This window comes from Microbacterium sp. NPDC089698 (assembly GCF_044749045.1).
Classification (GTDB): Bacteria; Actinomycetota; Actinomycetes; order Actinomycetales; family Microbacteriaceae; genus Microbacterium.
Genome location: NZ_JBIVHE010000001.1, coordinates 980,197 through 994,335, shown reverse-complemented (window position 1 = coordinate 994,335; position 14,139 = coordinate 980,197). Strand labels below are relative to the sequence as shown.

Sequence of the window (14,139 nt, the reverse complement as noted above, 5' to 3'; positions counted from 1 at the left end):
GAGCCCGTCCGCTCGGAGCCCGTCCGCCGCGGAGCCGGCCTGGAGCCGATCCGCTCAGAGCTTGTCCGCGAAGGTCGCGAGCAGCCGCTGCAGGGATTCCAGCCGCGCCAGACCCGCGTCGCCGAGCGCTCCGTCGGCCGCGGCCTCGTTGAGTGCGCAGTCCTCGGCGTCCGCGCGGTGCGTGCAGCCGCGGGGGCAGTTCTCCGCGATCGCGGCGAGCTCGGTGAAGGCGGCGAGGATGTTCTGCGGGTCGACATGGCCCAGCCCGAACGAGCGGACACCGGGGGTGTCGATGACCCAGCCGGATCCGGGGGTCGGGGCGGGGGCGACATAGCGCAGCGAGACGGTCGACGAGGAGGTGTGCCTGCCCCGGCCGGTGACCTCGTTCACATGCCCGGTGGCGCGTCCCGCTCCCGGCACGAGCGCGTTCACGAGCGTGGACTTGCCGACGCCGGAGTGTCCGACGAACACGGTGGAGTGCCCGATGAGCGCACGGCCGATCTCGTCGACCGGCATCTCGCCCTGCGCGCTCGTGAAGACCTGGAGATCCAGGCCCTCGAAGTGCTTCAGGAACTCGGACGGATCCGCCAGATCCGTCTTCGTCACGACGAGCAGCGGGCGGATGCCGGCGTCGAGCGCCGCGACCAGGTAGCGGTCCACCAGGCGCTCGCGGGGTTCCGGGTCCGCCGCGGCGACCACGATGAGCATCTGGTCGGCGTTGGCGACGATGACCCGCTCCACCTGATCGGTGTCATCCGCGCTGCGGCGCAGCAGGGAGGAGCGCTCGAGGATGCCGACGATCCGGCCGAGGGTCCCGTCCTCGCCCGAGACGTCGCCGACCACACGAGCGGCGTCGCCCGTGACGATCGGGGTGCGGCGCAGCTCTCTGGCGCGCGCCGCGGTGATCGTGCGTTCGTCGTCCGCGTCGCCGCCCTCGCCGAGCAGGACGGTGTAGCGACCGCGGTCGACCCCCAGCACGCGACCGATCTCGGCGTCGCTGTGCGCGGGACGGCGCTTGGTGCGCGGCCGATTGGCCTTCGGATTGGGGCGCATCCGGATCTGGGACTCGTCGAAGTCGTCGAGCTCGTCGTCGCCGTCGTCGTCCAGCCAGCTCACGCGCGGGCGCTCCCCGCGGCGTCGACGGAGAGCAGGCGCTCCCACAGCTGGGTGAACTCGGGCAGGGTCTTCGCCGTGGTGCCGATCTCGTCGATCTCGACGCCGGGCACGCGCAGGCCGATGAGCGCGCCGGTGGTCGCCATCCGGTGATCGTGATGCGCGGGCCAGGTGCCGGCCGTCAGCGCGGCGGGCACGATGCGGATGCCGTCCTCGAGCTCTTCCGCCTCACCGCCGAGCGCGCGGAGATTGCCGGCCAGCGCGGCGATCCGGTCGGTCTCGTGCAGCCGGATGTGACCGATGCCCGTGATGGTGGTGGGTGCGTCGGCGAGCGCGGCGAGGCCCACGAAGGTCGGCGCGAGCTCGCCCGCCGCGGACAGGTCGAACTCGCCGCCGCGGACGCGGCCGGTGCCGCGCACGGTGAGCACGCCGTCCGCGCGGTGCACCTCGGCGCCCAGGTGCTGGAGCAGTTCGGGCAGCAGAGCGCCCGGCTGCGTGGAGCGCGCCGGCCAGCCCTCGACCGACACCTCGCCGCCGGCGACGAGCGCGGCCGCGAGGAAGGGCGCGGCGTTGGACAGATCCGGTTCGATCGCGATCTCCCTGGACCGCGGCACTCCGCCCTCGACCATCCATTCCCCCGGAGCAGGGCGGGAGACCTTGATCCCGCGCCTGGTCAGGGCCTCGACAGTCATGTCGATGTGCGGCATGCTCGGCAGCCGCTCGCCCGTGTGCACGAGGTGCAGGCCTACGTCGAAGCGAGGCGCGGCGAGCAGCAGGCCCGAGACGAACTGGCTGGAGGCGGAGGCGTCGATCTCCACGCGGCCGCCGCGGATGTGCCCTCGGCCGCGGATCGTGAAGGGGAGCGACCAGCTGCCGTTGTCCTCGATGTCGACGCCGAGGTCGCGGAGCGCATGGATCATGGCCCCCATCGGGCGGTGCAGCGCCGTCTCGTGCGCGGTCAGCAGCACGTCGCCGCGGGCGAGTCCCGCGAGCGGCGCGATGAAGCGCATCACGGTGCCGGCCTGACCGCAGTCGACCGTGGTGCCGCCGGTGAGCCGCGCGGGGGTGATCCGGAGGTCCGGTCCGAACCCGCCGGTGCCCTGCTGCTCCTCGACGCCCACGCCGAGGGCGCGCAGCGCGTCGATCATCCGGGCGGAGTCGTCCGAGTGCAGCGGTGCGGAGACGAGACCCGGCCCGTCGGCGATCGCCGCCAGCACGAGTTCGCGGTTGGTGAGCGACTTGGATCCCGGCACGCGAAGCCGCGCGCTCAGGGTGCCTGCGGCGAGCGGCGCGGACCAGCGTCCGCGCGGTGCGGGGGAATACGTGGAGGCGCTCATCGGTTCCTACCCTACTGAAGGCCTCCGGCAGCGGAGGGCGGGAAGACGGAAGGCAGTGCGCATGCTCGCGACTCTCGAACCGGTGGTGGTCGACGAGATCGGCCTAAACTGGCTGGCGATGAACGATCACGCACCGCTGGACGCGCAGCCGGACGCGGAATCCTCCGCGCGCCGGGAATTCGAGGAGCAGGCGATCCCCTTCATGGATCAGCTGTATGCCGCCGCCATGCGCATGACACGCAACCCGTCCGATGCCGCGGACCTCGTCCAGGAGACGTTCGTGAAGGCGTTCGCCTCGTGGTCGAGCTTCACGCAGGGCACGAACCTCAAGGCGTGGCTGTACCGGATCCTGACGAACACCTACATCAACATCTACCGCAAGCGCCAGCGCGAGCCCTATCAGGGCACGATCGACGAGCTGGAGGACTGGCAGCTGGGCGGCGCCGAATCGACCACGGCCTCGCACAGCCGCTCGGCCGAGGCCGAGGCGATCGACCGGATGCCCGCGTCGGTCGTCAAGGAGGCGCTGCAGGCGGTCCCGGAGGACTTCAGGCTGGCGGTGTACCTCGCCGACGTCGAGGGCTTCGCCTATCAGGAGATCGCCGACATCATGAAGACCCCCATCGGCACCGTCATGAGCCGCCTGCACCGCGGGCGCCGCATGCTGCGGGAGCTGCTGGCGGACTACGCCGCGGAGCGAGGAATCGCCACGGCCGGCACGAGGAGCACGAAATGACGGACTGCGGATGCGCCAAGGCGCGGCAGGACCTGGAGGAGTACCTCCGCAACGAGATGTGCAAGACGGAGCACTCCGACATCCGCGAGCATCTCGACAACTGCCCGTCCTGCGCGGAGGAGGCGCTGGTCGCGACCACGCTGACCGAGGTCGTGTCGCGGGCGTGCAAGGAGACGGCTCCCGAGGAGCTGCGCGATCAGGTCCTGGCGCGGCTGCGCGCCGTGCAGGCCGCCGTCCACTGACGCGTCGCACCGCTTCCTGCGGCCGCCGCAGCGTCGGCGGTCGTGGTTAGGCTGGGGGCATGGCAGACCTCGACGCCCGTGACGTCCCCGTCGACCCGACCTCGCAGCAGCGCCTGAGCGCTTCGAACCTCGAGTACCGCATCGTCGACGTGTCCGATCCGGTGCACCTGCGCGGGTTCGCGCGCGCCGACGCGCGCGGCTTCCTGGACAAGGAGCCGGACGACGAGACGATCCGCGTCATGGGCGAGATGATGTCGGGGCGGCGCAACATCGGCGTGTACGCACCGGGCATCGATATCCCGGTGGCGACCGTCGACTCGTGGGTGACGCCGATGACCGTGCCGGGCGAGGCCGGAGCGCATGTCGACATGTGGGCGATCAGCATCGTCACGGTCGCCGCGACGCATCGTCGGCGCGGGATCGCGCGCAACCTCCTGGAGGGCGAGCTGCGTGCCGCCGCCTCGGCCGGCGTCCCGATCGCCGGGCTCACCGCCACCGAGGCGACGATCTACGGGCGCTACGGCTTCGGCCCCGCGATCCCCGTGTCGCGCGTGCGCGTCGACGCGCACCGCGCCGGCGGCGTCACGCTGCCGGCGGCGGACGGTGCGACGACGGTCGAGTACCTCGAGCCCGACGCGCTGCTCGCGGCGCTCGGCGAGGTGCATGAGCGCGCTCGTCTCGATCGGCCGGGCGACATCCCCGGCTGGCCGCTGCGGTGGCGTCGGATGGCCGGGCTCGCACCCGGCGACGAGAGGTCGCGCGCCGTCCGCGGAGTCAGGGCGGTCGACGCCGAGGGCACCACCCGCGGGGTCCTGGCGTACACGCTCGACGAACTCCCCGACGAGTTCGGCGCCGACCTCGCGGTCCGCCACCTCGACGCGGAGACGCCCGAGGCCCTGCGCGCGCTCTGGGCCTTCGCGGTCAACCACGACCTGATCCGCACCGTGCACGCGGATCTCCGCCCCGTCGACGATCCGCTGCCGTGGCTCGTCGCGAACCAGCGCGCCGTGCAGGTCACGGTGCACGATCACGGCTGGCTGCGGATCCTCGACGTGCCGGCCGTGCTCGGCGCGCGCACATACCGCGCCCCGCTGGATCTCGTGCTGCGGGTGTCGGATCCGCTCGGATTCGCCGAGGGATCCTGGCGGCTGAGCGTCGGTCCGGACGGGAAGGGCGTCGTGGACGCCACGACGGATGCGCCGGATGTCGAGCTCGGCGTCGATGCGCTGTCCTCCCTGTACCTCGGCGGTGTGAGCGCGCCGACGCTGCGCGCGGCGGGCCGGATCTCGGCCTCGGCGGAGGCGGCGGCGACGATCCAGAACGCCTTCGGCACCGCGGTGGAGCCCGCGCTCACCATCTGGTACTGAGATGTCCGATGCCCTCGCTACCGTGAGGGCATGACCGCACTCCGCCCCGCCGAGGGATCCGACGGCACCGATCTCGGCGCGCACGCGCCGTCAGGGCTCGGACTCGCGCAGGGGATCGCGCTGTACCTCGCCGCGGTCCTGGGCACGGGACTCCTGGTGCTCCCCGGGCTCGCGGCGAAGACGGCCGGCCCCGCCAGTCTCATCGCGGTGGGCGTGATCACGCTCCTGGCGGTGCCGCTCGCCGGCGCGTTCGCCGCCCTCGCGGCCCGCCATCCTGATCCGGGCGGCGTCGCGAGCTACGCGCGTCGCGCCCTCGGGCCGACCGCGGCGAGGGCCACCGGATACTGGTTCCTCTTCGGCGTCGCGGCCGGAGGCCCCGTCGTGTCGGTGCTCGGCGCGCGCTACATCGCGACCGCGGTGGGGATCGACGGCGCCGGCGTCCCGTGGCTCGCCCTCGGGTTCCTCGTGGCGCCGTTCGTCGCCAACCTGTTCGGCGTGCGGCTCACCGGCTGGCTGCAGCTGGTGCTCACCGGCCTGCTGCTCGCGATCGTCGTCGTGGTGGTCGCGGTCGCGGCGCCCGCCGTCCGGCCGGAGAGCTTCACACCGTTCCTGCCGCACGGCTGGGGCGGGGTGGGAACCGCGATCGTGATGTTCGTGTGGGCGTTCGCGGGCTGGGAGGTCGGGACGCACATCTCCGGGGAGTTCGCACGGCCGCGGCGCACGATCCCGCTGGCGACGGCCATCACCCTGGTGCTCGCCGGAGGATGCTATCTCGCGCTGCAGGTCGTGACCGTCGGAGCCCTCGGAGAGCGCGCCGGGCACGGGGACGTCGTCCTGCTCGACCTCGCCGATGCGGGCGGAGTGCGCGCGGCGCCGACCCTGATCGGCGTGGTGTCGGCGGTGGTCGCGCTCGGGGTGCTCAACGTCTACCTCGCCGCTTTCGGCAAGCTCGGTGCGTCCCTCGCCTCCAACGGCGACCTGCCGCACTGGTTCGCGAAGGGCGCCGAGCCCGGTGCGGTGCCGCGGCGCGCGCTGCTGCTCTCCATGGCGCTCGTGCTCGCCTACTTCGCGGTGTCGTGGGCGACGGGGTTCGACCTGCAGCCGTTCATCCTCATCCACACCGCGAGCATGGTCGCGGTCTACACGATCGGCATGATCGCGGCGATCCGGATCCTGCCGCGGCGCACGCCCGGCTGGTGGATGGCGGTGATCGCCGCGGTCTGCACGATCGGACTGCTGCTGCTCGCCGGAGCCGCGCTCGTGGTCCCGGCGGCGGTGGCGGTCATCGCACTCGCCGTGACCGCGGTGCGCAGGGCGCGGGAACGACGACGCGGTGCCCCGGAGGACCGGGACACCGCGTCGATCGGCTGAGCGGACGGTTCAGAGGGTCAGTGCCCGCGAGAGCAGGTCGGCCTGCTCCGCGGCGTGCACCTTCGAGGATCCCGTCGACGGCGCCGCCGAGGCGGGACGCGTGATCGGGCGCACGACGCGCGGGCCGGGCACGGTCTGGAAGTGCAGCGCGAGGAACGGCCAGGCGCCCTGGTTCTCCGGCTCCTCCTGCACCCAGACGATCTCCGCGTTCGGGTACGTGTCGGCGACGGTCTTCAGCGCGCGCAGCGGCACGGGGTAGAGCTGCTCGACGCGCACGAGCGCGATCTCGGGGTTCGGGTTCTTGTCGAGCTCCGAGACCAGGTCCCAGTGCACCTTGCCGGAGTGGAAGATCACGCGCTTGACGGCGTTGCGGTCCAGCGGGCGGTTGTCGTCGATCACCGTCTCGAACCGGCCCTGCGTGAAGTCCTCCACCGGGCTGGTCGCGCCACGCAGACGCAGCATCGCCTTCGGGGTGAACACGATGAGCGGCTTGCGCGGGCGCGCGTACGCCTGGCGGCGCAGCAGGTGGAAGTAGCTCGCCGGCGTGGACGGACGCGCCACCGTCATGTTGTCCTGGGCGCACAGCTGCAGGAAGCGCTCCATGCGGGCGGACGAGTGGTCCGGCCCCTGGCCCTCGTAGCCGTGCGGCAGCAGCAGCACGACGCTCGACTGCTGGCCCCACTTCTGCTCGGCGGCGGAGATGTACTCGTCGATGACCGACTGCGCGCCGTTCACGAAGTCGCCGAACTGCGCCTCCCAGAGCACCAGCGCCTCGGGCCGCTCCACCGAGTAGCCGTACTCGAAGCCGAGTGCCGCGTACTCGCTGAGCAGGGAGTCGTAGACGAAGAAGCGGGCCTGGTTGTCGGAGAGGTTCGCGAGCGGCAGCCACTCCTGGCCGTTCGCGCGGTCGTGCAGGACCGCGTGGCGCTGCACGAACGTGCCGCGGCGGGAGTCCTGACCGGCGAGGCGCACCGGGGTGCCCTCGACCAGCAGCGAGCCGAAGGCGAGCAGCTCGCCGAAGCCCCAGTCGATCGAGCCGTTGCGGCTCATGTCGACGCGCTTGTCCATCGCCTGCTGCAGCTTCGGGTGCACCGTGAAGCCCTCGGGCTTGTTCGCGTGCGCATCGCCGACGAGGTGAACGACCTCGAGCGGCACGCCCGTGACGTCGGGGGAGCCGATCTGGTCATCCACCGGCGCGAGGTCGGGGGCGATCGGCGTGGCGCCGGTCTCCGCCGCGTGCGTCTCGGCGAAGGCGATCTCCAGGCGGTTCTGGAAGTCGGCCTTGGCCTGGTCGTACTCCTCCTGGGTGATGTCGCCGCGGCCGACGAGCGACTCGGTGTAGAGGCTGCGCACCGAGCGCTTCGCCTGGATCAGGTCGGTCATCAGCGGCTGTGTCATCGACGGGTCGTCGCCCTCGTTGTGACCGCGGCGGCGGTAGCAGACGAGGTCGATCACGATGTCGCGGTGGAACCGCTCGCGGTACTCGAACGCGAGCTGGGCCACGTGCACGACGGCCTCGGGGTCGTCGCCGTTCACGTGCAGGACCGGGGCCTGGATCGTCTTGGCGACGTCGGTCGCGTACACGGAGGTGCGCGAGTCGTTGGGCAGCGTGGTGAAGCCGACCTGGTTGTTCACGACCACGTGGATCGTGCCGCCGGTGCGGTAGCCGCGCAGCTGCGACATCTGCAGGGTCTCCACCACGACGCCCTGGCCCGCGAAGGCCGCGTCGCCGTGCACGAGGATCGGCAGCCAGGTGAAGGTGCCGATCGGCTTGCGGTCCTGCTTGGCGCGGGCGATGCCCTCGAGCACGCCGTCGACGGTCTCCAGGTGCGAGGGGTTCGCGGCGAGGAGGATCGGCAGCTCGGCGCCGTCGTCGGCGACGAAGGTGCCCTCCTTGCCGAGGTGGTACTTCACATCTCCGGATCCGCGCTGGTTGCCCGGCTGCATGGATCCCTCGAACTCGCGGAACACCTGACCGTAGGTCTTGCCCGCGATGTTCGCGAGGACGTTCAGGCGGCCGCGGTGCGCCATGCCGATCGCGGCACCGTCGAGGCCCGCGCCGGCCGCGCCCTGCAGGATCTCGTCCAGCAGCGGGACGAGCGACTCCGCGCCCTCGAGCGAGAAGCGCTTCTGACCCACGTACTTGGTCTGCAGGAAGGTCTCGAAGGCCTCGGCCTCGTTGAGCTTGCTGAGCACGCGCAGCTGCTCGTCGTGGCCGGGCTTGACGTACTTGACCTCGACCTTGTCCTGGAACCAGCGGCGCTGTTCCGGGTCCTGGATGTGCATGTACTCGATGCCGAGCGTGCGGCAGTAGGAGTCGCGGAGCACACCGAGGATCTCGCGCAGCTTGAGCTGGCGCTGACCGCCGAAGCCGTTCGTGACGAACTCGCGGTCCAGATCCCAGAAGGTGAGGCCGTGGGTCTCGATCTCGAGGTCGGGGTGCGTGCGCTGCACGTACTCGAGCGGGTCGATGTCGGCCATCAGGTGGCCGCGCACGCGATAGGAGTTGATGAGCTCCTGCACGCGCGCGGTCTTGTCGATGCGCTCGGCGAGGTCGACCGCGATGTCCTTGTTCCAGCGGATCGGCGCGTAGGGGATCCGGAGGGCGCGGAAGATGCCCTCGTAGAAGCCGCGCTCGCCGATGAGCAGCTCGTGCACCTTCTTCAGGAACTCGCCCGAGCCTGCGCCCTGGATGACGCGGTGGTCGTAGGTCGAGGTGAGCGTGATCGTCTTGCCGATGCCGAGCACGTCGATCGTCTTCTGGCTCGAGCCCTGGAACTCGGCCGGGTACTCGAGGGCGCCGGCGCCGATGATGCAGCCCTGACCCTTCATCAGGCGCGGCACGGAGTGCACGGTGCCGATGCCGCCCGGGTTCGTGAGCGACAGCGTGGTGCCCTGGAAGTCGGCGGCGGTCAGCTTGTTGCCGCGCGCACGGCTGATGAGGTCCTCATAGGCGGAGAGGTACTCGCTGAAGGTGAGCGACTCGGCGCGCTTGATGCTCGGGACGAGCAGGGCGCGGGTGCCGTCCGGCTTCGGGATGTCGATCGCGATGCCGAGGTTCACGTGCGCGGGGGCGACGACGCTGGGCTTGCCGTCGACCTCGGCGTAGAAGACGTTCTGGCTCGGGAACTCCTTGAGCGCCTGGATCAGCGCCCAGCCGATGAGGTGCGTGAAGCTCACCTTGCCGCCGCGCGTGCGGGACATGTGGTTGTTGATGACGATGCGGTTGTCGATCATCAGCTTCGCGGGCACCGTGCGCACACTCGTCGCGGTCGGGACCGTGAGCGACTCGTCCATGTTGGCGGCGAGCGTCTTCGGCATGCCGCGCAGCGGCGTGACCACGTCCTCGTGCTGCTCGGTGCCGGCCTCCGCGGCGGCGCGGTCCTGCGCCTGGGCGGGGATCGGGGCCTGGCGCGCGGGCTTCGTCGTGGTGCGGGCCACCGGCTGCTGACCGATCACCGGGATCGGCGCCGTCACCGGATGCGCGGCGGCCGCGGCGGCCGGTGCGGCCGAGGGTGCGACTGCGGGAGCCGCAGAGGGCTCGGAGGGACGGTAGTTCTCGAGGACCGGCCACCACTCCTTGTCGACGGAGTTGCGATCGACTTTGAACTGCTCGTACAGCTCGTCGACGAGCCAGGAATTGGCCCCGAACTCTCCATCTCCAGAAGTCCCGACGCCGGTCACCTGGCTCGACACGCTCGATCGCCCTCTTTCATCGCTGAATCTGGTGGGATCCGTCCCCGGTGGTCTCCGGGTATGGCCACTCATCCGGGTGTCAAGCCTAACGTGTCGGAGGTGCGGTGCGGGCGTGGATCGCGGCGCGGGGCGGGAGCTTTCGCCGACGCCTCGCATCGAGGCCGCGCCGGACCGCCCTGTCATCGCGATCCCGAGGCGTTCGGGGCACGGACGGCTACCCTGAGAGCATGCAGTTCTCCGGCGAAGGACCCATGGTCGACCTCACTTACTCCGACGTGTTCCTGGTGCCGCGTCGCTCGGATGTGACGAGCCGGCTCCAGGTCGATCTCGCGCCGCAGGACGGGACGCCCGCGACCATCCCGCTCGTGTCCTCGAACATGAACTCGGTGACCGGCCCTCGACTCGCCGCGACCCTGGCCCGCCGCGGCGGCATCGGCGTGCTGCCGCAGGACATGCCGCTCCAGGAGCTCGACGAGGCCATCCGCCGGGTCAAGCGCCAGCCGGTGTCCTGGGACACCCCGCTCGTGCTCTCGCCGCTCGCCACGGTCGAGGACGCGCTGCGGTTGCTGCCCGCCACCGACGGTCACGGCATCGTGGTCGCCGATGCGCCGGGCGGTCCGGACGGCCTGCACGTCGACGCCATCCGCGGAATCCTGCCCGCCGTCCGCCTCGCGACCGCGCTGCGGGATGCGAAGCTGGGCGACCTGGTCCGCGCGGACTCCCCGTCGCTCGACGCCGAGGACGTTGCCGATCCGCGTGCGGCGTTCGACGCGATCACCGCCGTGGAGGCCGAGATGGTGTGCGTGCTCCAGCACGGGCACCTGGTCGGCACGCAGACCGCGCGCGGTGCGCTGCGCTCCACGCTGTACCGCCCCGCGGTCGACGCCTCGGGGCGCCTCGCGGTGGCCGCGGCGGTCGGGATCAACGGAGACGTCGCCGCCAAGGCCAAGGCCCTCGCCGCGGCCGGCGTGGACGTGCTCGTGGTCGACACCGCGCACGGGCACCAGGAGGGGATGCTCCGGGCGCTGCGCACGGTGTCCGCGCTCGAGCTCGGCATCCCGATCGTCGCCGGCAACATCGTCACGGCCGACGGCGTGCGCGATCTCGTCGAGGCCGGCGCGTCGATCCTGAAGGTCGGCGTCGGGCCCGGCGCGATGTGCACCACGCGCATGATGACCGCGGTCGGACGCCCGCAGTTCTCCGCCGTGCTGGAGACCGCGCAGGCCGCCGCCGCGCTCGGCGCGCACGTCTGGGCGGACGGGGGAGTGCGCTACCCGCGCGACGTCGCGCTCGCTCTCGCCGCCGGTGCCGCCTCGGTCATGGTCGGATCCTGGTTCGCCGGCACGATCGAGGCGCCGGGGGAGCTGCAGCTCGACGCCGAGGGGCGCCTCTACAAGGAGTCCTGGGGCATGGCCTCGACGAAGGCGGTGCAGGCGCGCTTCGGCCGCCTCGACGCCTACGAGCGCGCACGCAAGGAGCTGTTCGCGGAGGGCATCTCTTCCTCGAAGATCTACTTGGATCCACTCCGGCCCGGTGTCGAGGACCTGCTCGACATGATCACCTCGGGCGTGCGCTCCTCGTTCACCTACGCGGGCGCCTCGTCCGTGCCGGAGTTCCACGAGCGCGCGCTGGTCGGGCTGCAGTCCGCCGCGGGGTACGAAGAGGGCAAGGCGCTGCCGGTCAGCTGGTGAGCGCGACGGCGATCAGGCATCCGTTCAGCTTCATCCCCTCCGCGTCACAGTAGAATCGTGCGCACCATGGACGACCCTCCCTCGTGTAGTACATCGCCCCACTGCCCGCTCTCCGCATCGTCGGAGGTGACACCGTGATGGATTACATCTGGTTGGGCGTGGGGCTTCTGCTCATCGTGGGGACGGGCCTGTTCGTCGCCAGCGAGTTCGCACTGGTCAACCTCGACCGCGCCGATCTGGAGGCGCGACGGGATCGCGGCGAGAGCCGCCTCGGCATGACCATCGCCGCGCTCAGGATCACCTCGACGCATCTGTCCTCGGCGCAGCTCGGCATCACGCTCACCACGCTGCTGACCGGTTTCACGATGGAGCCGGCGCTGTCGAACCTGCTCCGTCCGGTGCTGAGCTCATGGGGGATCCCCGAGCCGGTCACCGTCACGATCGCCGTGATCGTCGCGATGACGGTCGCCACGATGCTGTCGATGATCCTCGGCGAGCTCGTGCCGAAGAACTTCGCACTCGCGCTGCCGGTGGCGACGGCCAAGGTCGTCATCCCGTTCCAGACCGCGTTCACGATGGTCTTCCGCCCCGTCGTCGCCGTCCTGAACGGGAGCGCCAACGGCGTGCTGCGCGCGATGGGCATCGAGCCCAAGGAGGAGCTCAGCGGAGCCCGCTCGGCGGAGGAGCTCAGTTCGCTCGTGCGCCGCTCCGCGAGCGCCGGCGTGCTCGAGGAGGACACCGCGACCCTGCTGGATCGCAGCCTCGGCTTCGCCCGGCTGACCGCGGGCGATGTGATGACCCCTCGGCCCAGCATGCACGCGATCGCGGCGGCGGACTCCGCGGGCGACGTGATCGGCCTCGCCCGGCGCACCGGACACAGCCGCTTCCCGGTGTTCGACGAGGATCTCGACGACATCACCGGCGTCGTGCACCTGAAGGCGGCGGTCTCGGTGCCGCGCGACCGGCGCACCGAGGTGCCGGTGGGCGCGCTCGCCTCCGAGCCGCTGCGGGTTCCGGAGACCGTGCACCTGGACGCGCTCGTGGCCGAGCTGCGTGGCGGCGGCTACCAGCTCGCGATCGTCGTCGACGAGTACGGCGGCACCGCCGGCATCGTGACCCTCGAGGACCTCGTGGAGGAGATCGTCGGCGAGGTGTCCGATGAGCACGACCGCAGCAGGGCCGGTGTCGTGAAGGGCCGTGACGGGATCACCTTCCCCGCCGAGCTGCGCCCCGACGAGTTGCGCGCCAGCTCCGGCATCGAGGTGCCGGAGGGCGACGTGTACGACACGGTCGGCGGCTACGTGATGAGCGTGCTGGAGCGCCTGCCCAAGGCCGGTGACGAGGTGCCCGTGCCGGGCGGCGTCCTGCACGTCGTGCGCATGCAGGGCCGTCGGGTGGATCGGATCCGCTTCACGCCGGAAGCGGCGACCGAGGAAGGGGGCGAGCGATGAGCGACTGGGCCGGAATCGCATGGCTGTTCGTGCTGCTCGCCTTCAACGCGTTCTTCGTCGGGGCGGAGTTCGCGGTCATCTCCGCGCGCCGCTCGCAGATCGAGCCGCTCGCCGAGCGCGGATCCCGTTCCGCGCGCACCGCGCTGTACGCGATGGAGCACGCCACGCTCATGCTGGCGACCTCGCAGCTGGGCATCACCGTCTGCTCGCTGCTGATCCTGAACGTCTCCGAGCCGGCGATGCACCACCTGCTCGCGGCCCCCCTGGGCGCGCTCGGACTGGCCGAGGGCGCGGTCGACGCGATCGCGTTCATCATCACCCTGATCATCGTGTCGTTCCTGCACGTGGTCTTCGGTGAGATGGTGCCGAAGAACCTCGCGTTCTCGGTGCCGGACCGGGCCGTGCTCATCCTCGCGACACCGCTCGTGTGGATCTCCAAGGTCTTCTACCCGGTGATCCGCGGCCTGAACGCCACGGCCAACGGCGTCGTGCGCCTGTTCCGCGTCGAGCCGAAGGACGAGGCCGCCTCGACGTTCACGCTCGACGAGGTCGCCACGATCGTGGACCAGTCCCGGCGCGAGGGCGTGCTCGCCGACTCGGCGGGCACGGTCAGCGCGGTGGTGGAGTTCACCGACAAGGACGCGCGAGACGTCGCCGTGCCCCTCGCCGGGCTCGTGACGCTGCCGCTCGGCGCGACCCCGGACGACGTCGAGAGAGCCGTCGCGAAGCACGGATTCTCGCGCTACGTCATGGTCGACCCCGAGGGCGTGCCGGTGGGCTACGTGCACCTGAAGGACGTGATCCGCTCGGCGGAGGGACCGGATGCGGCGGCGCGCGCGGTCGCGCCGATCCCCGCGAAGCGGATCCACCAGATGGTGCCGATGCAGGAGGACACCGACCTCGAGGACGCGCTCGCGATCATGCGGCGCGCGGGCCGTCACCTCGCCCAGGTGCGCGACGAGGCCGGTCGGACGACGGCGATCCTGTTCCTGGAGGACATCATCGAGGAGCTCGTCGGCGAGGTGCGCGACATCACCCGCCGCGGCTTCGGGCGCTGATCTGCGCTCGCCCAGGGACCGTGCTGAGATCGGTCCCTGAGCGAGCCGCAGGCGAGACGAAGGGCGCTGCGCTCGCT

General features: G+C 71.3%; 10 protein-coding genes. 7 read left to right on the top strand and 3 right to left on the bottom strand.

The annotated features are described in order from the left end of the window. Window positions 1-54 precede the first annotated feature (54 nt). Both rsgA and aroA read right to left on the bottom strand, forming a co-directional pair. Window positions 55-1,116, bottom strand: coding sequence for a ribosome small subunit-dependent GTPase A (gene rsgA / locus ACIPY5_RS04720; protein ID WP_309340872.1), 1,062 nt, complete (start codon window positions 1,114-1,116; stop codon window positions 55-57). After that, complete coding sequence (aroA, locus tag ACIPY5_RS04715) at window positions 1,113-2,450, bottom strand: 3-phosphoshikimate 1-carboxyvinyltransferase (RefSeq protein ID WP_400967275.1); 1,338 nt, start codon at window positions 2,448-2,450, stop codon at window positions 1,113-1,115. The genes rsgA and aroA overlap by 4 nt, the downstream gene beginning before the upstream one ends. 118 nt (window positions 2,451-2,568) lie before the next feature. Between aroA and ACIPY5_RS04710 the strand changes: the two genes are divergently transcribed. Genes ACIPY5_RS04710 through ACIPY5_RS04695 form a run of 4 tightly spaced genes read left to right on the top strand, consistent with a single transcriptional unit; the run spans window position 2,569 to window position 6,166 of the window. Then, a complete protein-coding gene (locus ACIPY5_RS04710) occupies window positions 2,569-3,186 on the top strand; it encodes a sigma-70 family RNA polymerase sigma factor (RefSeq protein WP_233310625.1) in 618 nt (205 codons plus the stop codon). Continuing rightward, window positions 3,183-3,428, top strand: coding sequence for a mycothiol system anti-sigma-R factor (rsrA, locus tag ACIPY5_RS04705; protein WP_309340870.1), 246 nt, complete (start codon window positions 3,183-3,185; stop codon window positions 3,426-3,428). The genes ACIPY5_RS04710 and rsrA overlap by 4 nt, the downstream gene beginning before the upstream one ends. A gap of 59 nt (window positions 3,429-3,487) precedes the next feature. Next, window positions 3,488-4,795: a GNAT family N-acetyltransferase gene (locus tag ACIPY5_RS04700; protein WP_400967271.1), complete on the top strand. Its 1,308-nt coding sequence runs from the start codon at window positions 3,488-3,490 to the stop codon at window positions 4,793-4,795. Window positions 4,796-4,825: 30 nt separating this feature from the next. Then, complete coding sequence (locus tag ACIPY5_RS04695) at window positions 4,826-6,166, top strand: APC family permease (protein WP_400967268.1); 1,341 nt, start codon at window positions 4,826-4,828, stop codon at window positions 6,164-6,166. Window positions 6,167-6,175: 9 nt separating this feature from the next. Here ACIPY5_RS04695 and ACIPY5_RS04690 read toward each other — a convergent pair whose 3' ends face one another. Beyond that, complete coding sequence (locus ACIPY5_RS04690) at window positions 6,176-9,862, bottom strand: multifunctional oxoglutarate decarboxylase/oxoglutarate dehydrogenase thiamine pyrophosphate-binding subunit/dihydrolipoyllysine-residue succinyltransferase subunit (RefSeq protein WP_400967265.1); 3,687 nt, start codon at window positions 9,860-9,862, stop codon at window positions 6,176-6,178. 227 nt (window positions 9,863-10,089) lie between these two features. Here ACIPY5_RS04690 and ACIPY5_RS04685 point away from each other — a divergent pair, with 227 nt between their 5' ends. The 3 genes from ACIPY5_RS04685 (at window position 10,090) to ACIPY5_RS04675 (ending at window position 14,062) form a co-directional block, all read left to right on the top strand. Next, window positions 10,090-11,553, top strand: a complete 1,464-nt coding sequence (locus ACIPY5_RS04685; RefSeq protein WP_400967262.1) for a GuaB1 family IMP dehydrogenase-related protein — start codon at window positions 10,090-10,092, stop codon at window positions 11,551-11,553. A gap of 137 nt (window positions 11,554-11,690) precedes the next feature. Then, window positions 11,691-13,004 (top strand): hemolysin family protein, encoded by a 1,314-nt coding sequence (locus ACIPY5_RS04680; protein ID WP_400968468.1) that lies wholly within the window; start codon window positions 11,691-11,693, stop codon window positions 13,002-13,004. Further along, complete coding sequence (locus ACIPY5_RS04675; protein WP_400967259.1) at window positions 13,001-14,062, top strand: hemolysin family protein; 1,062 nt, start codon at window positions 13,001-13,003, stop codon at window positions 14,060-14,062. The genes ACIPY5_RS04680 and ACIPY5_RS04675 overlap by 4 nt, the downstream gene beginning before the upstream one ends. Window positions 14,063-14,139 lie beyond the last annotated feature (77 nt).

Bases quoted from the DNA above. Each gene is read 5' to 3' on its own strand.
- aroA (WP_400967275.1), bottom strand. From the start codon at position 2,450: ATGAGCGCCTCCACGTATTCCCCCGCACCGCGCGGACGCTGGTCCGCG.
- ACIPY5_RS04710 (WP_233310625.1), top strand. From the start codon at position 2,569: ATGAACGATCACGCACCGCTGGACGCGCAGCCGGACGCGGAATCCTCC.
- rsrA (WP_309340870.1), top strand. From the start codon at position 3,183: ATGACGGACTGCGGATGCGCCAAGGCGCGGCAGGACCTGGAGGAGTAC.
- ACIPY5_RS04700 (WP_400967271.1), top strand. From the start codon at position 3,488: ATGGCAGACCTCGACGCCCGTGACGTCCCCGTCGACCCGACCTCGCAG.
- ACIPY5_RS04695 (WP_400967268.1), top strand. From the start codon at position 4,826: ATGACCGCACTCCGCCCCGCCGAGGGATCCGACGGCACCGATCTCGGC.
- ACIPY5_RS04685 (WP_400967262.1), top strand. From the start codon at position 10,090: ATGCAGTTCTCCGGCGAAGGACCCATGGTCGACCTCACTTACTCCGAC.
- ACIPY5_RS04680 (WP_400968468.1), top strand. From the start codon at position 11,691: ATGGATTACATCTGGTTGGGCGTGGGGCTTCTGCTCATCGTGGGGACG.
- ACIPY5_RS04675 (WP_400967259.1), top strand. From the start codon at position 13,001: ATGAGCGACTGGGCCGGAATCGCATGGCTGTTCGTGCTGCTCGCCTTC.